The organism is Luteibacter yeojuensis (genome assembly GCF_011742875.1).
GTDB classification, from domain to species: Bacteria; Pseudomonadota; Gammaproteobacteria; order Xanthomonadales; family Rhodanobacteraceae; genus Luteibacter; species Luteibacter yeojuensis.
In genome coordinates this window covers 1,143,975-1,165,160 of record NZ_JAAQTL010000001.1, presented here as the reverse complement: position 1 = coordinate 1,165,160, position 21,186 = coordinate 1,143,975, and the positions used below count along the sequence as shown (strand labels likewise).

Below are 21,186 nucleotides of genomic sequence, written 5' to 3'. Positions count from 1 at the left end.
TGTGGTCAGGCGTGGACCAGCGAGATGGCGATTTCCACGATGATGAGTACCACGATGGCGATTTCCAGCCATTCGTTGCGGCGGCTGGAGGCCTCTTCGTAAAGGGCCGCATAGGTGTCCCGGATGATGGACAGCTTGCGGTCCACCGAGGCGCTGAGCGACTGCACGCGGAACAGCGACAGCGCACTGCTGTAGACCCGCGCCAGGTAGACGTCCTCGGTGACCTGCAAGGCGTTCTCGACGCGCTCGGTGAGCTCCGTGACCTCGGCCACCAGCGTGTAGAGTCCGCGCGCCAGGTGGGCGAAGCGGCGCGACGCCAGCAGCGATGCGGTCGAACGCGCCTTCTCCACCTGGTCGTACATGCGCGGAAGCTCGTCGTCGAGAAGCAGGTCGTAATAGCGCCATTCGACGAGTTGCGCGTTGGCCACCTCGATCACGTCCGCAACGTCCGAATCGCCGCGCGGTTCGTAGATGAAGGCGCGGTCCCAGGTCAGCACGACGAGGTCGTCGGCATAGTAGGAGAAGCTGCGCGAAAGGAGTTCCTTCCTGGCCGAGCGCGACAGCGGGCGGGTTTCCCCCGAGAGCACTTCGGCGAGGTCGACGCGCTCCATCAGGCCTTCGGCATCCATGCTCTCGTTGAAGGCATGCACGGTGGCGACCAGGTGGTCCTCGTCCAGCCGCTCGCCTTCCGTCGGGCGTTCGAGCGAGGGCCGGATGGCATCCTGCACTCGCTCGAGCAGATCGTTCCAGAATGCGGTGCCCGATGCGGGGCCGAATCGCCTGTCCACGTCCGCCACGTCGCGTACGTACGAGGGCCAGGGGAGACCGCCGCGGCGGATGCGCAGGGACAGCGCGGCGAGGCCGAAGTCGTACAGGCGGACCGAAAGCGTGCCGCGCGCGGAGCCGCTGGCCAGCGCGACGTCGATCTCGCCCAGCGATAGCCACAACGGCGGGACGCCGAAACTGATCGCGTCCTGCGGCGTGCTCTTCAGCGCGGAGCGCGCGAACGCCGTGCTCCCGCGTTCGGTCCAGAGCCTCTCCGCATGCGCCAGGTCGACGCTGTAGGCGATGTCGATCAGGCGGAGCGCGGTCACTTCGCCGGAGGAAACCACTAGGTTCGCGGAAGTCACGGTCGTGTCCGAACGGCAGCGGAGGCGCTGCGCCCGGCCTCCATGCTACGAGGTGCTGCCGGTCGTCTTCAAGGAAGGGGCGTGTAAGATGACCCACGGCATCGCCGCGAAAACCTGCGATCCGCTGCTGTAACCGCGGGGCGGGCGGATGCGAACATACCGGAACCGGGACTCCCTTTTCCTCGCCGACGGCCTGACTACTCCATGACCATCCACTTCTCATGCACGATGTGCGGCCGCTGCTGCCATGGCCTGCGGTTACCGATCGGCGTGGACGAGGCCATGGCATGGTTGCGGGACGGAGGCGACGTGCAGCTGTTCTGCGAAGCGATTCCCTGGCCGGAAGAACCGCCTGCCGACAATCACCTGGCCTGGTACAAGCGGCGCAGGTCGTTTGCAGCCCTCAGCGGGCAGTTGCCGGTGCGCGTCATCGTGTCCCTGATGGCGGCCTTCGAAGGGGCCTGCCCGAACCTCCAGCCGGACATGCGTTGCGGCATCTACGAGCGGCGGCCGAGGGCATGCCGGGTGTATCCGGCGGAGGTCAATCCGTTCTTCTCGCTGGACCGCGACTCGAAGCTGTGCCCGCCCGAAGCCTGGCACACCCAGGATGTACTCCAGGGAGAGGACGGCGAGTGGACCGACCTGGAAGTGGCGGGATCGATCGCGGGGATGCGCGAGGCCGACGCACGCGACGCCGAGGTGAAGGCGCGGTTGTGCGCCATCCTCGGCATCGCCTCGAGCGGTCTTTCGAACGAGGGTATCGTCGTCCATGCGCCGGAGCGCGAACGGCTGCTCTGGGCGCTCGAGGCGGCGCAAAGCGCCGGAACGGGGGGCGAGACCGGCATCGCCGCATGGCAGATCGTCTCGCACAGGCGTGCCACGCTCGAGCTTCTTCAATCGGCCGGGACGGCCTCGCGACCGGCGTCCGAGCTCGAGGGAACCACGGCGAAATTCATGGGCTTCGTTCCCGGCGATCCCGCTTAACGCGGCACGAGCAAGCGGAACAACGCGGCGACGACGCCGACGGCGAGGACCCCGCCGACGTAGAGCAGCGCGAACCATGCGGCCTGTCGCCAGCGGCTGCGCGCGACCATCAGTGGTAACCCGGATCGTCCGCGCGCACCTTGCCGCGGAACACCCAATAGGCCAGCGCGGTATACGCGAGGATGATGGGAATGACGATGGCCGCGCCCACCAGCGTGAACAGCTGGCTCGAGCGCGGTGCCGACGCCGTCCAGATGTCCAGCGACGGCGGAACGATGTTCGGGAAGATGCTGATGATGAGGCCGGTATAGCCGAGGAAGAGGATGGCCAGCGTCAGCAGGAACGGCGTGCGGTCGGCACCTCGGCGCAGGCTGACGAGGATGCCCGCGAGGCAGGCCAGGACTAGCAGCGGCACCGGCAGGAAGAAGTACAGGTTCGGTCTCGAGAACCAGCGCATCGCCACGGCGGGCTGGCCGAGGACGGTCCAGAGGCTGACGATGCCCACGGTCGCGCCGAGCACGAGGGTGAGGGGGCGCATCAGCACGCCCATGCGCCGCCGCAGCTCGCCCTCGGTCTTCATCAGCAGCCAGCCGCAGCCGAGCGTGGCGTACGTCACCAGCAGGCCGATGCCTGTGAAGAGGTTGAACGGCGTGAACCAGTCGAATGCGCCGCCGGCGAACTTCCCGTCGCGTACCGTCACGCCTTGCAGCAGGGTGCCGAGGATCACGCCCTGGGCGAAGGTGGCGACGCCGGAACCGCCGATGAAGGCCAGGTCCCACAAGTGCTGGGTACGCCGCGCCTTCGCGCGGATCTCGAACGCCACCCCGCGGAAGATCAGGCCGCACAGCATCGCCACGATCGGCAGGTAGGTGGCCGGCAACAGCACGGAATAGGCGACGGGAAACACGGCATAGAGCGACGCGCCGCCCAATACCATCCATGTCTCGTTACCGTCCCATACGGGGGCGACGGTGTTGAGCATCACCTGCCGTTCGCCCTCGCGGTCGAAGAAGGGGAAGATGAGGCCGATGCCGAGGTCGAAGCCGTCGAGCATCACGTAGAGGAAGACGCCGAAGCCGATGATGGCCGCCCAGATGACTGGCAGGTCGATGGTCATGGCGATCACTCGTCGATGGGTTCGGTGGGACGCGACATCGGGCGGTGGTCGAACCGCTCGTGGCCGTGGCCGGTGTCGGGCGCCGTCGCGTCCGCTTCATCGCGGGGCAGGTCCGGTCCCTTTGCCATCAGCTTCAGCATGTAATAGATGCCCGTGCCGAAGACGAGGAAGTAGACCATGACGAAGATCATGAGCGAGGTGCCTACCTGCTGCACGTTGATCGCGGATACGGCATCGCGCGTGCGCAGCACGCCGTACACCACCCAGGGCTGGCGTCCCGCTTCCGTGGTCACCCAGCCGGCGAGCAGTGCGACAAGGCCCGTGGGGCCCATGTAGAGGGCGAAACGCTGGAACCAGCGCGACTCGTAGAGACGGCCGTTCCGACGCAGGGCCAGCCCCAGCGTGGCGAGGAGGAGCATGAGCAGCCCCATTCCCACCATGATGCGGAAGCTCCAGAAGACGATGGTGGAGTTCGGGCGGTCTTCGGGGGCGAATGTCTTGAGGCCCCGCACCTCGCCGTCCCAGCTGTGCGTCAGGACGAGGCTGCCCAGGTGCGGTATCTGCCATGCGTACCGGGTGGTCTCGGCCTGCATGTCGGGCCAGCCCACCAGGTTCAGTGCCGTGCCGCCTTTTTCCGTTTCCCAGATACCTTCGATCGCTGCGATCTTGGCCGGCTGGTATTCGCGGGTATTGAGGCCATGCGCGTCGCCGACGGCGATCTGGATGGGCACCACGAGCAGGAGCATCCACAGCGCCATGGAGAACGACTTGCGGATGCCCGGACCCTTCCGGTCGCGAAGCAGGTGCCAGGCCGCGCAGGCACCCACGAGCAGGGCGGCCACGATGAAGGCGGCCAGCGACATGTGCACGAGGCGATAGGGGAACGACGGGTTGAAGACGATCTTGAACCAGTCGACGGGAACCACCTTGCCATTCACGATCGCATGGCCTTGCGGCGTCTGCATCCAGCTGTTCGACGAGAGGATCCAGAAGGTGGAGATGAGGGTGCCCGTGGCCACCATCAGCGTGGCGAAGAAGTGCGCCCTGGGGCCTACCTTCGTCCAGCCGAACAGCATGATGCCGAGGAAGCCGGCTTCCAGGAAAAAAGCCGTCATCACTTCGAAGGTGAGCAGCGGGCCGGTGACCGATCCCGCCACGGCCGAGAAGCCCGACCAGTTCGTACCGAACTGGTAGCTCATCACCACGCCCGAGACCACGCCCATCGCGAAGCCCACGGCGAAGATCTTCGACCAGAAGAAGAACAGTTCCTTGTAGACGAGCTTGCCGGTCCTCAGCCACAGGCCTTCGAGTACCGCGAGATAGCTCGCAAGGCCAATGCTGATGGCCGGGAATATGATGTGGAACGACACCGTGAAGGCGAATTGCCAACGGGCCAGGAGTAGTGCCGTGTCGGGAACGTTCATGAAATTCTCCGTCTCGCGCACAGTCTAGGCAGCCGTGCGCGCAGGACATGCCGGCGCGACACTTTGGCGCGTGGAAGATTGTCGCAGGACGGAGGGGGGCGCTGACTTGCAGCGCCTTGCGGTACGAAGACCCGCTCGTCATCCCCGCAGGCAGGAATCCAGGGGCTTGCAGCCTGGCTCGAGGCGGAATTACCGGGTCCTCGCCCGCCGGGGGACGACGTGGGGTGTCATTCCCCCGGCCTGGGCTTGCGCAGTCCGAACAGGGCGGAGAGGTTCATCTGCAGGTTCACGCCGTAGACCAGGAGGTTCTTCGGCAGCACCTTCGTGTTCGGAATGCCTGAATTATCGGGATGGACGAGGTACTGGATGTTCGGCATCAGCGTCACGCCGCGCGCCACGTGCCACCCGTAGTTGAGTTCCACGGTGTACTCGTGCGGATTGTTGCTGCCATGGCCACCGGCCCGGATGCGGGCATCGCGCAGGTAGTTCCGCTCGGCGTCCGTCATGTCGAAGTAGGACAGCGACAGGCCGATGGTGTCCTGCGGTCGACTGGCGAACGGCCCGGTGAGGACGAAGCCGGTATAGACCTGCTGGCGCATGATCTCGTCGGTTTCCAGCTGCTGCGCGATGCCCGCGAAGACGTTGAGATTGCGCGACGAGCCAGGATTCGGACGCCACACCACGCGATCGGCCATCAGGTACACGCCGGAGCGGTTCGGACCGGCCCGCCGCGCGGTGCCGCCATGCAGGCCGCGGGATTTGCCTTTCGTGTTGTAGAACGGATCGTTGATCGGCGCCGTGCTCAGGTAGCCGCCGACCTTCACCTCGAAGCCATAGGGATCGACTTTCGGATCGGTACGCGTCCAGCCGAACTCCACGGGAATGGTCACGCCGCGGGCATTGGCGATGGAGAAATCCGTGCCGTTGCTGGCGGACGTGGTCGGGTTGACCTCGTACACGCCGGTTTCGAGATAGGTGTGCTTCGACGTGTGGTATTTGATGTTCATCGCCCACGTGGCCGACGGCAGCAGGCTGTACCCCGCCTCGGCGTTGATCAGGCGCGGCACGCCGCAATGCACGCCGGACTGGAACTGGCAGTTCGTGGCGAGGTGTGCGTAATAGCTGGTGGTGCCGAGGCGGCCGAGGAAGATGTCGAGACGGTCGTCGAGGAATCTCTGCTCGTAAGCGAACAGGCCGAGGTGCCAACGCGGGAATTCGTTCTTGTAGATGTACTGCTGCTTCGAGAACGTGCCGGTCACGTCGTGGTTGAGGCCGTTCCCGTAATCGCGGTACACGGTGAAGTGGAAGCTGCCACCGTGGAAACCGAGCAGCTTGTCCAGGTCGAGGTCGGCACCGATGTTGAACTGGCCGACGTTGGTGCGGCCCTGGTCCACGCCGCCGCGGGGATTGGTCGCGTACTGGTTGATCAGGTTGGCGCGAAGGAACACGCCGCGCGCCGCGAGGCGCTGCAGGCTGGCGGAAAGCCCGTCGGTCGTATCCCCCGTGGTTGCGGCCGAAGCGAAGGCCGCTCCCGTGGCAAGGCAGCAAAGGCCGCCCAATCCCACGGCGATGGCGCCGAAGGTGTGGTGCTTGGAGCGCATGGATCGTCCCCTCCCCAGGCGGACTGGTGGATCGATGGCACCCCCGCATCCACGGGCGGTGCAGGCGAGCGTTGCTCAGGTGGGCTGGAATCCGTTGTCCAGCTCGGTATGCAGGCGTTCCTTGTCGACGGCGTGCTCCCACTGGCCGACCACGATGGTGGCGACGCAGTTGCCCGCGATGTTGGTGAACACGAAGGCGGAAGAGAGGACCCGGTGCACGCCAAGGATCAGGGCGATGCTTCCGACCGGGATGGCCTTGGTGGCCGCGAGCGTCATGGCCAGCACGGCGATGGCCGAGCCTGCGACGCCGGCGCCGCCCTTGGATGTCACGAGCAGCACGGCCAGCAACGAGAGCTGGGCTTCCCAGCCGAGCGCCGTGCCCGTCGCCTGCGCCAGGAACACGCTCACGGCGGCGAAGTAGAGGCAGGTGCCGTCATGATTGAAGCTGTAGGCGGTGGGCAGCACGAGGCCGACGACGGATTCTTCCACGCCCAGCTTCGTGAGCTTGCTCGTGAGCTGGGGAAACACGCTTTCCGACGAACTCGTGCCGATGACCAGCGCCAGTTCTTCCCGCACGTAGCGCATCAATTTGAGCAGGCTGAAGCCCGAGTACCACGCGATCGGTGCCAGCACCGCCACGAAGAAGATGAGGCAGGTGAGGTAGAACTCGCCGATCAGGGCGCCGAGCGCCACGAGCGAATGCAGGCCGAACTTCGCCACGGTGAAGGCGATCGCGCCGAAAGCGGCGATAGGAGCGATCTTCATCGCGATGCGGATCACCCAGAACAGCGCCTTGGAGATCGTGTCCACCGTTTCCAGCACGGGCTTGGCCTTGTCGCCGAGCGACGCCAGGCCGCAGGCGAACAGCACCGAGAAGACGAGGATCTGCAGGATCTCTCCCTCCGAGAACGCATGCACCGCGGACTTGGGAACGAGGTTGAGCAGGAACTCCCCGAAGGTCATGTGCGCCGCGGGATGCACGTTCTGCCCGGCCGTCTGGAAGCTGGCGGGGTCGATGTGCATGCCCACGCCGGGTTTCAGGAGGTTGATCGTCACGAGGCCGATGACCAGCGCGAAGGTGGTCACCACTTCGAAGTACACGATGGCCTTGACGGCGATGCGGCCCACCTTGCCGAGGTCGCGCACGCTGGCGATGCCGTGCGTCACCGTACAGAAGATGATGAGTCCGACCACCATCTGGATGAGCCGGACGAACACGTCCCCGAGCGGCTTCAACTGCTTGCCGATGTCCGGGAAGAACGCGCCCACGGCCACACCCAGCGCCATGCCCGCGAGCACCTGGAAGGTCAGGTCCTCGTAGAAGCGGCGGGGCTTCCGCGGTGGCTGGGCGGTGGTGCGGTCGGCTGTCGCCATCGTGCCTGGTTCCTTTTCGAAGCCGGTCCTGGCGGAGGTGTCGCGGGCGTCAATCGCTGCCATGGTCGAGGATCCTCCTGGCGGGTGCGAAGACTTCGTCTACGGTCGGCCGGCGGGGCAAGAGCCCCTGGCGCATGCAGGCGTCGATGGTGAACTCCACCGGCCCTCGCAGACCCTCGATGCCGAAGCGGAAGGGAAGGGGGCCGGAAGGGTCCCCGGCCATCCGGTCGGCCGCTTCGAGCAGCAGTGCGTACGCGGCGCGGATCGCCGCCGGGTTGCGTTCGCAGACGGTGCGCGAGGCGGCCACCATATGGTTGATCGGCATGAAGCGGTGCTTACGCCACCAGGCGAGGTCGCGGTCGTTCGCATCGTCGAAGACGGGACGGAACTCGTCACCCTTCGGCATGTCGTTGCCGAGGATGGCGGCGTCGATATCGCCGTCGCGCAACATGTCCAGCAGGCTCTTGTCGCCGTCGTCGTGGTGGACGAAGGCGGGATCGGTGTACTGCTCGACATGGGCTGCGTCATGCGTGACCCACGCTATCGCCCCGATGTCGAGACCGAAATCCTCTACGAGGTGCGAACGTACCCACATGCCCGTCGTTTGCGTATAGGCGCGCACGCCGACCCGCTTCCCCGGGAGGTCCTGTGGCCTGATGGGGCGGGAACCATGCGCGATGAGGCAGCCGCGCTGGAAGCGCGACGCGACGACGACGGGAAGCAACACCACGGGACGGTCATACGCCACGGCCTGCAATGCCGTGACGATCGCCAGTTCGCAGAGGTCGTAGGCCTCGTGACGCACCATGGGCGCGAACGCCTTGTGCACCGGGGAAACCTCCTGGAAGTCGAGCATGACGGCCGCATGGTTCACGCTGCCGTCCTTCAGCGCCATCGTATGCGGGTAGCTGCCGAGGACCGTCTTGAGGGAAGCGGCGTTCATGCCGCGCTCCCGCTTCGCGCGAAAGGATAGAGCCGGCGCGCCGTGCCGTGGAAGATGGCGTCGCGAGCAGCGGGGGGCAGCTCGACGAGGGCCTTGCCCGCGGTGCGCGCGAGCTGGTCGAGGGTGCCGGCGGCGGCGGGGAAGTTGGAACCCCAGGCGATACGCTCCGCGCCGAAAGCGGCCACAATGGCCTCGAGGAAGTCGCCTGGGCGCGAGGCGCCTTGTGCCGCGGCCTCGAGCGTGCGATTGGTCAGCTTCAGGTGGACCCCGGGAAAGGCGGCCATTTCGAACAGCGCTTTTGCCGCCGCGTACGGCTTGCCGTCCTCCAGGTCGGGCCGCGCACAGTGATCGAGCAGCACCTTGACCCGCGGGAACCGCGTCATCAGCTCGCGCAGCCTGGGCAGGCCGTCCATGGTCATCTGCAGGCACACCGGAATGCCGTGGGCCTCGGCATAAGCCCATGCGGGATAGGAATCCTCGTGACCCAGCCAGTCGGCCTGGCCCGGCATCGTGCTTCCGGTAGTGAACAAGCGGAAGCCGGCAAGCCCCTGCGACTGCCAGTACTCGATCCGTTGCACGGCATCGGGTGCCATGGCGTCGATGGAATAGACGCCGACGAAGCGGTCGCGATGGGCGCGGACGGACGCCGTGACGTAACGATTGTCGTGGCCATAGACGGTCGACGCCTGCACCACGACCGCCTGCTCGATGCCCGCGAGGTCCATGGCGCGCAACAGGCCCTCGGTATCGACCGGGCGCTCGTGCGACCACTCGGATTGGCGGCCGCCGATGGGTGCGATGGGGTAGGTACCTGTGTCCGGAGAGATGACATGTGTGTGCGTATCGAGGAGGATCACGTTGCCTTGCCCATTCAGAATGGCTATAGAAAAATGTTGCACTGCAAAACCAGCGGCTCTGCCGATGGCTTGAATATGCGCTGACGGGCTTCTTCGAACCAAATTCGATTTATGATCGAGCTATCGAAATAAGTTAACGATCTTATGAGCATCGTGTTCTCGCTCAATCTTCGTCATCTCGATGCGCTGCTCGCCGTGTCGCGCGCGGGCAACATGAGCGCCGCCGCTGCGGAGGTAAGCCTGTCGCAGCCGGCGCTCGCCCATGCGGTGGCGAACATGGAGCGCGTGCTCGGCTCGCGCCTGTTCGACAGGTATCCGAAGGGCGTCACGCCGACCGAACAGGGCGCGCGATTCATCGGCCGCGTCGCGCGCGCCCTGCGTTACCTTGCGCGCGGCATCGGCCAGGTGCGCCGGCCGGCGCGCATGCAAGCCATCGCGAACATCGAGCGGCGCATCACCATGGCCCAGCTGCGCGCGCTCGTCTCGGTGGTGACGGCCAGTAGCTATGCGGCCGCGGCCGCGGAGGTGGGTATTTCGCAGCCCGCACTGCACCGGGCGATGCGCGAACTGCAGGAGACGACCGAGGTACCGATGCTGGTGCGGATGGGGCGCTCGGTGCGCCCCACCGACGCGGCGGCGAAGCTCGTGCACTTCGTCCGTCTGATGCTCGCGGAGCTCGCCGCCGGCATCGACGAGCTGGCGCCGTCCGAGGAGGCCAGCGGCACGATCCGCATCGGCGTCCTTCCCGTGGCGCGCGCGCATTTCCTTCCGCAAGTGCTCGCGCGGTTCTGCGAAGACTATCCTGGCGCGTCGATCGAGGTCGTCGAGGGGCCCTACATGGAATTGCTTTCGCGCCTGCGCCACGGCGAGATGGACCTTTTGATCGGTTCGCAGCGCCAGTCGGTGCCGGCCCGCGACGTGCGCCAGGAAGGTCTCTTCGACGACGAGCTCGTCATCGTCGGCCGGGCCGGGCATCCGCTGCGGGATACGGCACGGCCGTCGGTCGATGCGTTGCTTCGCTATCCCTGGGTGGTGCCTGCGCGCGGTGTGCCCATGCGGCTGAACTGGGAGCGGATGTTCCAGGATCGCGGCCGGGAACCACCGAACCTGAAGGTGCAATGCGCCTCGGTGATGATCATGCGCGGCCTCATGCTCGAGGGCGACTGGCTCACGCTGATGTCGCGCGACCAGTTCCTGCTGGAAAGCCGCGCGGGCAAGCTCGTGGAGATCGGCACGAAAGGGCCTGGGTTCTGGCGCCGCATCGCGATGACGCGGCGCATCGAATGGCAGCCCACCCGGCTGCAGTCGGCCTTCGTCGCCCTCCTGCAGGACATGGCCGCGCGGAAGACCGCGCTTCGGCAGGTGGCGGGGACAGGAGCCATCTGAGGGGGTAGGATTCGGCCATCCACCGCCGGGGGCCCGGGAGGCACAGATGGCGACGTTGCGCGACGAGCGGTTCCTTTCGATAAGCCTCGTCACGTGTGTCATTTTCCTGATCGCACCGGACGTGCTGCTTTCCGGCATGGCATCGCCGGTGCGCCTGGCCTTCATGTTCGCCTGGCTGTTCCTCGTGATCCTGGGCTCCGCCATCGCGGTCGTGCGCCATGCGGAAGACCTCGCCCATCATCTCGGCGAGCCGCGGGGCACCCTGGTCCTCACCCTGGCCGTGACGTCGATCGAGATCATGAGCATCGCCGCGGTCATGCTCCACGGCGCGAACAACCCGACGCTGGCCCGCGACACCTTGTTCTCGGTGACGATGATCGTATTGAACGGCATGGTCGGCCTCGCCTTGATGCTGGGCGGCCTGAAACACCGGGAGCAGACCTACAACCTGCAGGGCGCCAATGCTTACCTCGGCCTCATCGTTCCGCTGGGTGTCCTCGGCATGGTCATGCCGACCTTCGCCAGGGATTCGATCACATCGCACCTGCGCTTGTCCCACCAGCTCTTCCTCGCCCTCTCGGCGATCGTGCTCTATGCGACGTTCCTTTTCCTGCAGACCCGGGGATTGCGCGGGTATTTCGTATCGACCGAGACCTCGCTGCACCCGCGTCGCCTGGAACGAAGCACCGGTCGCGGCCCGCGGGTGTCGGCGCTGTTCCTCGCCGCCTACATGATTCCGGTGGTGTTCCTCGTGGACAAACTCGCGGTGCCGGTCGATTACGTCGTCGAAACCATGGGTGCGCCCGCGCTCCTCGGCGGTCTCGCCATGGCCGTGCTCGTCGCCACGCCCGAGGGTATAGGCGCGATCCGCGCGGCCAACCGCAACGAACTCCAGCGCTCGGTGAACGTGCTCCTGGGCTCGGTGCTGTCGACGATCGGCCTCACCATTCCGGCCATCATCGTCATCGGTCGTGCAACGAACCATCCGGTGACCCTGGGCCTCGAACGGACGGACCTCGTCCTCTTCGTACTGACCCTGGTCCTCTCCGTGGTCACGTTCTCGAGCCCGCGCACGCATCTCCTCCAGGGTGCCGTCCACCTGCTGGTCTTCGCATGGTTCGTATTCTTCATCCTGGCGCCCTAGCGCCACTGTCGTGTCATGGGCGGCAGGCGGACATCGACCCGCGTCGCATCGACGGCGCGATCGAGGATGGCGATGAACTCCTCGGGCGGGCAGTTCGATGAATTCTTTTCTTACAGCCGCCTGTTTCGTGCGGCGACGAACCGGATGCGTTCCGGATCGTCGATCACGGCCACACCGGGGAGACTGCCGAGGTAACTGACGAACGCGGCGGCATCGCGTGCGTGGAACACGCCGCTGATCCGCTTGTTCGCGAGGCGCGGATCTTCGACCGTCAGGGGGCGTGGCGTATAGGCGTTGAAGCGGCGCGCGACCTCCGCCACGGTGCTGTCCTGGAAGCGGATCTCGTCGGGCAGCCATGCGGCCGCCGTCGAGGCGTCGATGGCGCCGCGCGATACCAGCTTGCCTTCCCTCGATACGCTGGCCGACTCGCCGCCACCGAGTTCGACGATAGGCTCGCGGGGTGCATCCCTGCCGGTCAGTCGCCGGCGCACGCGGTCGAGCCAAGGCGGGGCGGCCTGGGAAACGGCGATGCTGCCGCTCACGACCGACACTTCCGTCCCCGTCTCGCCCAGGCTCACGTCGAACACGGTGCCGATGTCCTCGATACGCTGACGACCCACCTCCACGGTCATCGGACGGTGCGTGTCCTTGCCAATGTCGAGCGAGGCGTCCCCCTTGAGCAGGGCGATATGCCGCGCATGCGCGTCGAAGCGCACGTCCACTACGCTGCCCGGCGACAGCTGGAGGCGCGTGTCGTCTTCGAGCAGCACCGTGCGGACATGGTTGGCGTCGGCCACGTAGCGCATGGCGGGCGCTTCCGTTTCGGGCCATGCAAGGAGCAGGGTGGCCGAGACGGAGAGTAGGGCGGCGGCAGCGATGGCGCCCGCACGGAGAACGGTGCGTCGCGCACGTCCGCGTATGTTGGGCGCAGGGGCATGTGTTCGCTCCGTTTCGTGGCGCAACCAGTCCCTGGGGGCAGACGGCCAAGCTCGCGGTCGATGCTCGTGGCCGCATCGCAGAGCGTGGAAGTAGTTGGTAAGCGAGGGGCCTTTATCTATCAGAAGGCGCGCCCAGCCCTGCGACGTCTCGGTCGACACGATGGCTCCAGTTCGTGCGACGAGCCTAGGCGGCGAATGTGGCAGTTTCGTGAAACCATGCGCCGTGGGAGCTGCTTCGGCAGCGATCCCGCGGCGGTGGGCGCTTGCCGCGAGTGCCCATCGCCGCTGAAGGCGGCTCCCACAGGGCTCGTTCGTCCTACTTGCCGAGGTTGGACAGGAACCGCTTCGTGTATTGCAGAACGGTGGTGGAAGGTACCGAATTGCAGGTGGGCGAGGCGAATCCGCCGCCGCAGGGATTGTCGCGGTCGAGCGACCAGAAATGCACGCCCGCAAGCTTGTTGGTCACGGCGTAGCTGGTCACCGTATCGATGTCGGCGACGGTGAAGGTTTCGCTGGACACGTCGTTCACCCCGATCATCGGCGTGATCTCGATCTTCGTCAGCGGGATGCCGTAAGTATGCTGCAGGTTCCTCACGGCCTGGACCGCCGATTGACCCATGTCGCACTTGCCGTTGGCCACCACGCAGATGCCGGGGCCCGCCGTGCCGTAATCCATCGTCATCAGGTTGATGGTGTAGTTCTTGAGCCCCGACGCCTTCACGGCGCGGACCACCGCGTCGCCCGTGGGGTTCACGCCGCCGAAGCTGCCGTCGGATGCGGCGAGCGTGGCGAGCGTGAACGAGAAACGTAGGTTGGGGTAGAGGCTCTCGGCGTAGACGGCGTTGCTCACGAGGGCGTTGAGCTGCGCCGGCGTCTGTCCACCTTCGATGTCGAAATCGACGCCGACCATGTGCGGGCCCATGTAGCGCGAAAGGAAGCTCGCCATGCCCGTGGCGCTGGGGCAGGTGAATACGCCGGCCTGTCCACCGGTGGAGACGACGTAGTTGATCCCGGCGTTGTTGAGTCGCGCGATATTCGCGCTGGCGAAGGCCGCGGCCGGTACGCCACCCCAGTTCTCGCTGCCGCATTCGCCCGTGGCGAAGGCGAGGGTGATGGCACCGAGGTTCGGCACCTGCGTGGACACCAGGCTGCCGCTGCCCACGACCGGCAGGCGCGTACCCGTCACCATGGTCGACATGATGTTGGTATTCCAGTCGAGGTTGATGGTGATGTCCTTGTAGGGACTGAAGAGCAGGTCGCCGGTGGCGGGAGGCGGATTGTCGGGTGGGTTGTCCGGCGGATCGTCCGGAGGCGTGCCCCCGCCCGTACACGATCCCTGCGATGTCCACGGCTGGCCGGAGCCGCTGCCGCCGTTGTTGGTGGCGGGCTCGTTGCCCTGGGTCCACCAATTGGCGATGTAGTTCACGCCGTTCTCGCTGGCCGTGTTGCCGCCGGTATAGACCTTTCCTGCTTCCCACGCGGGTGCGCACTCGGCGGCGCGCGCCTCGTGCAGCGGAAAGAGCACCGAAAGGCCGAGAGCGATGGCCGAGAGTTTCAGGATCATGAGCGCCTCCAGATCGTTGGTTGGACTGGTGAAGCGGCTCTGGTTTATGTCCCGGATGACAACGTTGTCTATTGGCCTTTTGGCGAAATGTGACGGAATGCGCATAGGCATCTATGCGCATTTTCGGCGCCGATGACAACGAAAGACATGTCGTAGCGGCTCCTACGGCGTACGGGGGCGCGCATAACGGGCCTCGGCCTCGACGAACTTGTCGTAATAACGCACCACCATTTCGGCGACTTCGGTGTTGATGGCGTCGCCGTCCATCTGCGGATTGTCGACCACCATCTCCGTGGCGGCATACATCACCTCGGTGGAAAGGCGCATGGCGATGCGCAAAGCGCCTTCGTCCGCCGAGGGATAGCGGTCGCGCAATCCCTTGAACGTGGTTTCCGCCACGTCCTCGTGGGAGGCGAGGCGGATATGGCGCAGCGTGGGCACGGCACGCAACGCGCGCATGATCCACACGGCGCCGGGAAAGGCGAGCGTGACGGCGTTGATGGCTGCCTGCATGTCGCGCAAGCCGCGGATGGAAGCCTCGTGCGAACCGTCGTAATCGAGTTGCTGCTCCCGCGCCAGCCACGCGCGGTACGCCTCGTTCTGGCGCTTCATCAGGCGTTCGCCGAGTTCGGCGAGGATCGCGTACTTGTTCGGGAAATAACGGTACAGGGCAGGGGGCGAGATGCCCGCGTGCTCGCACACGAGGTTGGTCGACAGGCGTTCGACGCCCACGTCGCCGAGCAGACGCGCCGTGACCTCGAGGATCAGCTCGAAGGTTTCGACGGAGCGCTGCTGCATCGGCTGCTGTTTGGTGCCGAGCGGAATAGCCGGGCGCGCGCCGGATGCTTTCCCGCGCGTAACGCTTTTCATGCGACGTCCTCTGGAGCGCTTCGACGGATGCTTCGAAGCGAGTTTGGTTTCCGATGATACGAATTTCCTATGGGCATGCGTCCTGCGCGTTACACGCCATGCGACCGTCAAGCGAATGTCACAGATGAACAGTAGCTTTCATTACTGTTTTTCGCCACCCCCCTCCCCGACAACTCAACCCCTTCCCCCAAGGCTCGACGAGAGCTGGCCGTTGCGGGCGACCGCGTGGCCGGAAAAGCAGGAGTTCTCCCACGATGCATCACGCAGTACGTGTTGGCCTCGGCCTGACCGCCCTTGCCGCCGCCACCGGCACCCTCGCGCAGAGCGCGAACCAGAACCAGACCACCAACCTTCAGGGCGTTGCCGTTTCCGCAGCCGTCGACGATCCCAACCTCGCGCCGCCAGGCACCGCGGCCGCGCTCGCACCCTCGCAGGGCAGCCTTTTCGAGGTCGAGCCGCAATCGGTGCTCAGCCGCGGCTATATCAAGACCATCGCCACGCCGAAGGCCGATTACCTCGCTTTGCTCGAACTCACGCCGTCGGCCGTGAATGCCTCGCCCAACGGTGCGGGACTGTCGAGCAAGAGCGCCACGGTGCGCGGCTTCCAGGACGGCGAATACGACGTGACCTTCGACGGCATCCCGTTCGGCGATCCCGGTGCATTCGGCCACGCCACCACCGCCTTCTTCCCCGGCCCGTCGCTGGGCAAGGTGGTGGTCGACCGCGGCCCGGGCACGGCCAGCAATGTCGGCAACGCCACGTTCGGCGGCACCGTGGCGCTTTACTCCGCGCCGACCACCGACAAGCCGTCGGGCGAGGTGTCGACCATGTACGGCAGCGGTGCCACCTGGCAGGTGGCGGGCGAGGGCAATACCGGCACGATGAACAAGATCGGTACGCAGGCCTCGGTGAACTACAGTCATCTCGAGTCCGACGGCCTGATCGACAACGCCGGCTTCCGCCAGGACAACGCGTTGTTCAAGGTGAAGCAACCGCTTGGCGACCGTACCACGCTGACCCTCGTGGCTGACTACAACAAGGTGAAGTGGAATACCTTCACCGCGCAGCCGAAGAAGCGGACCGACCGCTTCGGCCTGGAATTCGGCGGGCTCAACCGCGATCCCGAATCGCAGGGCTTCTTCGACTACAACATCGACGACCGTCACGCCGACTTCGAATATCTACAGCTTCACGGCGACTACAACGGCTGGCGCTTCGACGACAAGTTCTACACCTATGGCCTGCGCGACAGCGGCCCGGGTGGCGTGGACCTGCTCGGCAACACGCCCAACAAGGCCCTGCTGCCGGCCGGGGGCGTACCCGGCGCGATCAACCACAGCCGCTACCGCGCGGTGGGCAACATGCTCGCGGGCGAGAAGGACGTGGGCAGCGGCTGGCTGGACAGCACCCTGCGCGCAGGCATCTGGGCCGAGCGTACTTACCAGGTGCAGGACCAGGTGACGGTAGACCTGTCCACGATGACGCCGCGCGTGCTCGCCGGCACGCCGAATGCCGACATCATCGACACGAACCAGCACACCAGCACCACGCAGAGCTACCTCGAGGTGGAATGGCGTCCGCTGGAGAATCTCAGCATCGTTCCCGGCGTGAAGCAGATCGTGTTCGACCGCACGCTGGACGGCGTCTCCAACTTCCTCCCGGTGGGTGGCGCGGGGCATTTCGCCACCACGCTCGCCACGCTCGCCGCCAACTACCGCATCGCCCCAGGCCTGGCCGTATACGGTCAGTACGCCGAAGGCTACCAGGCGCCCAAGGTGAACATCCTGCAGGGCAACGGCGGCCACGTGGACCCGCAGCAGACGAAGAACTACCAGGCCGGCATCGTGTGGAAGACGCCGACGACCGTGGCCGACCTCGACGTGTACTACATCGATTTCGCCAACCTCGTGACGAGCATCGAGGAGCCGATCGGTCCGGGTGGCTCCCTGGTGAGCGTGTTTGCCAACCAGGGCGGCGTGATCTACAAGGGCGTGGAAGGCGAATACACCCATATCCTCGGCGAATCGGGCTTCAGCTTCACCGCCAACGGCAGCGTCAATACGGCGTATTCGAAGACGACCCACCGGCAGATATCGAACGCGCCGGAATCCACCGCCGACGTGGGCTTCATCTACGACCGGGGGCCGCTCTACGGTTCGTTCCTGGTGAAGTATGTGGGTACGCGTTTCACCGGCGTGGGCGAGACGGGCGCGGAGAATTACAACCCCAACACGAAGCTGCCGACCTACAACTACGCCAACTTCAACATCGGCTACCGGTTCACGCCTGACCTCAGACTGCAATTGTCGACCAATAACCTGTTCGATCACCGCGCGCCCATCCAGGGCAACGGTGCGGCCAGCAACCCCACCTACTATTACCTGGCGGCGCGTAATTACACCGCGCAGCTGACCTATACGTTCTGAGGTCCTCCCCGATGCGAACACCCGGCTCCACCGTGCGGCGCGCCCTTGCGGTCGCCATCGCCTCCTTCGCCATGGCGGCGTCCGCCGCCATGGCGGCCGACCATGTCGCCGACGTCGACCCGTTCATCGGCACGGACTGGTTCGGCGATATCTTTGTCGGTGCCACCGTACCGTTCGGCATGGTCAAGCTCGGCCCCGACCTGCACGGTTACGGCCAGCGGAAGGGCTTCCAGAGCGCCGGCGAGATCCGCGGTTTTACCCATCTGCACCTGAGCGGTGGCGGCGGCAAGTACGAGAACATCCGTGTCGCGGCCAGCACGGGACCGCTCGAACCCACGGACTTCCATTCGCCGCGGGCCGGCGAAACGGCAAGCCCGGGCTACTACGCCGTGGAACTGCCGCGCTATGGCGTGAAGACGGAGCTGACCGCCACCCGCCGCGCGGGCATGCACCGTTACACCTTCGCGAAGGACGCCGAAGCGCACGTGACGCTCGACCTCGACCTGCTCTTCAAGGGCAAGGGCGAGGAAACCCAGCAATTCCTGGGCGGCGACGTGCGCGTGGTGTCGCCGACGGAAATCGCCGGCATGGGCCGTTACATCGGGGGCTGGAACGAGGGCGGCGAATACGACGTGTACGTCGACCTGATGGTCGACACGCCGTCGTCCGCTGGACGCACATGGCTTGGCAAGGCGCTCCGCGCGGCGGACTCGGCCCATGCGCCCGGCGACATGCCCATCGGCGCGTCGCTGGATTACCGGGTGAAGGCGGGACAGGTGCTGCAGGCCAAGGTGGGCATATCCTTTGTCAGCCAGGCCCAGGCCCATGCCAACGCCGTGAACGAGATCAAGGGCTGGGACTTCGACGGCGTGCACCGTGCCGCCGTCGCGGCCTGGAACAAGGCGCTGGGCCGGATCGAGGTGAGCGGTGCCGACGACGAGCGCCGGCGCATCTTCTATACGGCGCTTTACCACGCGATGATGATGCCGTCCGACCACACGGGCGAGAACCCGAAATGGAAGTCGAACGAACCGTATTACGACGACTTCCAGGCCATCTGGGACACCTTCCGCAGCCAGGGTCCGCTGCTGACGCTGGTCGCGCCGGACGTGCAACGCGACATTGTCCGCTCGCTCGTGGACACCTTCCGCCATGCCGGTTTCATGCCCGATGCGCGCGTGGGCAACGATAACGGCCGCACCCAGGGCGGCAGCAATGCCAACGTGCTGGTTGCCGACGCTTACGTCAAGGGTCTTACCGGCATCGACTATGCGACCGCGTTCAAGGCCATGCAGAAGGATGCGAACGTGGCTCCGGAGGATGCCCGCAAGGAAGGACGCGGTGGCCTCGACACATACAACCGGCTCGGCTACGTGGCCCAGCCGACCGAGCGCGCGGGCTCGCGAACCGTCGAATACGCCTACGATGATTTTGCGATCGCCGAGGTGGCCTGCGGGCTCGGCCACGCCGACGAGGCGAAGCGGTACCGGAAGCAGGCCGGCAACTGGGCCAACCTGTGGGATGCCACCGATACGCACGAAGGCGTCACGGGCTTCCTTCGCCCGCGCAACGCGGACGGCAGCTGGGCACCGCAATACCTGGTCCGTCGCGGGACATGGCCGGATTTCTACTACGAAGCCGACCTGTGGACGTATTCGCTTTACGCCCCGCAGGACGTCCGCCGGCTGATCGCGAAGTCGGGCGGGAACGAGGCCTTCGTGAAGCGCCTGGACACCACGTTCGACAACCTGCACTTCGACATCACCAACGAGCCCGGTTTCCTCATTCCGGATCTGTACCTATGGGCCGGACGACCGGACCGCACCGCGGATCGCGTGACGACCTTCCTCCGCCGTGCCTTCGGTGCGGATCGCGGCGGCATCCCGGGCAACGACGACTCCGGTGCGATGTCGAGCTGGTACGCCTTCCAGTCGATGGGTTTCTACCCGAACGCGGGACAGGACGTGTACCTCATCGGCACACCCTCGTTCGCCGAATCGACGATCGACCTGGGCGGCGGCAAGGCCTTTCGCATCCATGCGGAGAACTTCACGGCCGACGGCACGAACCGCTACGTGCAATCCGCCACGCTCAACGGCAAACCGCTCGAGGCCGCCTGGTTCCGCCATGGCCAGATGGCCCAAGGCGGCACGCTGGACCTTGTGATGGGGCCGTCGCCGTCGCCCTGGGGCACGACCACTCCGCCGCCTTCGCTTTCCGATGACGGCTTCGTCCTGTGCAAACGCCAGTCCCGCTGACCCATTCGAAAGGAATGTCCATGTCGCTTCTTCGTTCTTACACGCTGTACGTGGCCGCGGCCTCCTTCGCGGTCGTCTCCGCGCCGTCGCTCGCCAAGGACAGCGTGCGGATCAACCAGATCCAGCTCATCGGTACGCACAACAGCTACCACGCCGGCTTCGCCCCGAGCGCGCGGCGCGTGATGATGAAGGAGGCGGCACAGCAGTTCGCCGCCATCGATTACAGCCATCCGCCGCTGACGAAGCAACTGGACGACGGTGTGCGACAGGTGGAGATCGACGTGTTCGCCGATGCGAAGGGAGGGTTGTACCTCGATCCGGTGATCGACCGCATGATCGCGCTCAACGGCCTGCCTGCCGATCCGCCGACCGCCTCGCCGGGCGTCTGGGAGAAGCCCGGCTTCAAGGTGATGCACATCCAGGGCGTGGACCAGCGCAGCACCTGCCAGCCCTTTACCGCCTGTCTGGAGGAACTGCGCGCGTGGTCGAAGGCGCATCCGCGGCATATGCCCCTGTTCGTCCTCCTCGAGACAAAACAGCAGCCCTTGCAGGCGAAGATCCCGACAGTCACGCCGGAGCCGTTCACGCCCGCCGTGTTCGACGCGCTGGACGCGGAGATCGCGTCGGTCTTCCCGCGCGGCGAGATGGTGACGCCGGACGACGTGCGCGGCACGCATGCCACGCTCGACGAAGCGGTGCGTTCCGCTGGCTGGCCCACCGTGGACCAGGCGCGCGGCAAGATCGTGTTCCTGCTCGACCAGCGCAAGATGGAGCCGGTGTATACCGACGGGCATCCGTCGCTGCGTGGCCGTCTCATCTTCACCAATGCCACGCCGGGAGCGGAGGATGCGGCCTTCACCGAATGCAACGAGTGCTCGGCCAAGGAGATCGACGCGCTGGTGGAGCGCGGTTACATCGTGCGCGCCCGCACCGACGATCCGGCACAGGGGCAAGGCCTGAAGAACGACGGCACGCGTCGTGACGTCGTCCTCGGTAGCGGCGCGCAATTGGTGAGCACGGACTACCCCGCGGGCGAGCCGTCATCCGCCGGCTACGCCGTGGGCTTTCCCGACGGCGTGGCGGTGCGGTGCAACCCCGTGCTCACGAAAAAGAGCCAGTGCAGCGACCGGGCCCTGAACGCTCCTTGATGCCGACACGGTCCCGTCGGAA

17 protein-coding genes are annotated in these 21,186 nt (G+C 65.8%); 6 read left to right on the top strand and 11 right to left on the bottom strand.

Features of this window, described 5'->3' with window-relative positions:
* Nucleotides 1-5 precede the first annotated feature (5 nt).
* Nucleotides 6-1,130 (bottom strand): RMD1 family protein, encoded by a 1,125-nt coding sequence (locus tag HBF32_RS05125; protein ID WP_166698622.1) that lies wholly within the window; start codon nucleotides 1,128-1,130, stop codon nucleotides 6-8.
* Between the two features lie 204 nt (nucleotides 1,131-1,334).
* On the opposite strand from HBF32_RS05125, the gene HBF32_RS05120 reads away from it, so the two are divergent.
* Nucleotides 1,335-2,114 (top strand): YkgJ family cysteine cluster protein, encoded by a 780-nt coding sequence (locus HBF32_RS05120; protein WP_166698620.1) that lies wholly within the window; start codon nucleotides 1,335-1,337, stop codon nucleotides 2,112-2,114.
* Here HBF32_RS05120 and HBF32_RS05115 read toward each other — a convergent pair.
* The 7 genes from HBF32_RS05115 to HBF32_RS05085 all read right to left on the bottom strand — a co-directional run bounded on the left by HBF32_RS05115 (nucleotide 2,111) and on the right by HBF32_RS05085 (nucleotide 9,430).
* Nucleotides 2,111-2,224 (bottom strand): DUF2474 family protein, encoded by a 114-nt coding sequence (locus tag HBF32_RS05115; protein ID WP_166698619.1) that lies wholly within the window; start codon nucleotides 2,222-2,224, stop codon nucleotides 2,111-2,113. The two genes, HBF32_RS05120 and HBF32_RS05115, sit on opposite strands and share 4 nt — an antisense overlap.
* A complete protein-coding gene (gene cydB, locus HBF32_RS05110; RefSeq protein WP_166698617.1) occupies nucleotides 2,224-3,231 on the bottom strand; it encodes a cytochrome d ubiquinol oxidase subunit II in 1,008 nt (335 codons plus the stop codon). Before cydB ends, HBF32_RS05115 begins: the two co-directional genes overlap by 1 nt.
* Before the next feature lie 5 nt (nucleotides 3,232-3,236).
* Nucleotides 3,237-4,655: a cytochrome ubiquinol oxidase subunit I gene (locus HBF32_RS05105; RefSeq protein WP_166698615.1), complete on the bottom strand. Its 1,419-nt coding sequence runs from the start codon at nucleotides 4,653-4,655 to the stop codon at nucleotides 3,237-3,239.
* A gap of 227 nt (nucleotides 4,656-4,882) precedes the next feature.
* Entirely contained in the window at nucleotides 4,883-6,256 is a 1,374-nt protein-coding gene (locus tag HBF32_RS05100) for a carbohydrate porin (protein ID WP_166698614.1), read from the bottom strand.
* A 75-nt stretch (nucleotides 6,257-6,331) separates the two neighbouring features.
* Nucleotides 6,332-7,693, bottom strand: a complete 1,362-nt coding sequence (dctA, locus tag HBF32_RS05095; protein ID WP_205287704.1) for a C4-dicarboxylate transporter DctA — start codon at nucleotides 7,691-7,693, stop codon at nucleotides 6,332-6,334.
* Entirely contained in the window at nucleotides 7,680-8,573 is an 894-nt protein-coding gene (locus HBF32_RS05090) for a phosphate/phosphite/phosphonate ABC transporter substrate-binding protein (protein WP_166698612.1), read from the bottom strand. The genes dctA and HBF32_RS05090 overlap by 14 nt, the downstream gene beginning before the upstream one ends.
* Nucleotides 8,570-9,430, bottom strand: coding sequence for an amidohydrolase family protein (locus tag HBF32_RS05085; protein WP_166698610.1), 861 nt, complete (start codon nucleotides 9,428-9,430; stop codon nucleotides 8,570-8,572). The genes HBF32_RS05090 and HBF32_RS05085 overlap by 4 nt, the downstream gene beginning before the upstream one ends.
* A gap of 144 nt (nucleotides 9,431-9,574) precedes the next feature.
* Between HBF32_RS05085 and HBF32_RS05080 the strand changes: the two genes are divergently transcribed.
* Nucleotides 9,575-10,816: a LysR substrate-binding domain-containing protein gene (locus HBF32_RS05080; protein ID WP_166698609.1), complete on the top strand. Its 1,242-nt coding sequence runs from the start codon at nucleotides 9,575-9,577 to the stop codon at nucleotides 10,814-10,816.
* 46 nt (nucleotides 10,817-10,862) lie between these two features.
* Nucleotides 10,863-11,960 carry a calcium:cation antiporter gene (locus HBF32_RS05075; RefSeq protein ID WP_166698607.1) on the top strand — a complete coding sequence of 366 codons (1,098 nt, stop codon included), beginning with the start codon at nucleotides 10,863-10,865 and terminating at the stop codon, nucleotides 11,958-11,960.
* Nucleotides 11,961-12,070: 110 nt separating this feature from the next.
* Here the strand turns inward: HBF32_RS05075 and HBF32_RS05070 are convergent, their stop codons facing one another.
* The 3 genes from HBF32_RS05070 to HBF32_RS05060 form a co-directional block, all read right to left on the bottom strand.
* Nucleotides 12,071-12,766, bottom strand: a complete 696-nt coding sequence (locus tag HBF32_RS05070; RefSeq protein ID WP_166698605.1) for a FecR family protein — start codon at nucleotides 12,764-12,766, stop codon at nucleotides 12,071-12,073.
* A gap of 448 nt (nucleotides 12,767-13,214) precedes the next feature.
* Nucleotides 13,215-14,462, bottom strand: coding sequence for a carbohydrate-binding protein (locus HBF32_RS05065; RefSeq protein WP_193570328.1), 1,248 nt, complete (start codon nucleotides 14,460-14,462; stop codon nucleotides 13,215-13,217).
* Nucleotides 14,463-14,624: 162 nt separating this feature from the next.
* On the bottom strand, nucleotides 14,625-15,332 hold the full coding sequence (locus tag HBF32_RS05060; RefSeq protein WP_166698603.1) for a TetR/AcrR family transcriptional regulator: 708 nt from the start codon (nucleotides 15,330-15,332) through the stop codon (nucleotides 14,625-14,627).
* 254 nt (nucleotides 15,333-15,586) lie between these two features.
* Here HBF32_RS05060 and HBF32_RS05055 point away from each other — a divergent pair, with 254 nt between their 5' ends.
* Genes HBF32_RS05055 through HBF32_RS05045 form a run of 3 tightly spaced genes read left to right on the top strand, consistent with a single transcriptional unit; the run spans nucleotide 15,587 to nucleotide 21,164 of the window.
* The gene (locus HBF32_RS05055; RefSeq protein ID WP_166698602.1) at nucleotides 15,587-17,758 is read left to right on the top strand and encodes a TonB-dependent receptor; all 2,172 of its coding nucleotides are present in this window, start codon (nucleotides 15,587-15,589) and stop codon (nucleotides 17,756-17,758) included.
* 11 nt (nucleotides 17,759-17,769) lie between these two features.
* Nucleotides 17,770-20,016, top strand: a complete 2,247-nt coding sequence (locus HBF32_RS05050) for a GH92 family glycosyl hydrolase (RefSeq protein ID WP_166698600.1) — start codon at nucleotides 17,770-17,772, stop codon at nucleotides 20,014-20,016.
* A 20-nt stretch (nucleotides 20,017-20,036) separates the two neighbouring features.
* Nucleotides 20,037-21,164 carry a phosphatidylinositol-specific phospholipase C1-like protein gene (locus HBF32_RS05045; protein WP_166698598.1) on the top strand — a complete coding sequence of 376 codons (1,128 nt, stop codon included), beginning with the start codon at nucleotides 20,037-20,039 and terminating at the stop codon, nucleotides 21,162-21,164.
* Nucleotides 21,165-21,186: the final 22 nt, after the last annotated feature.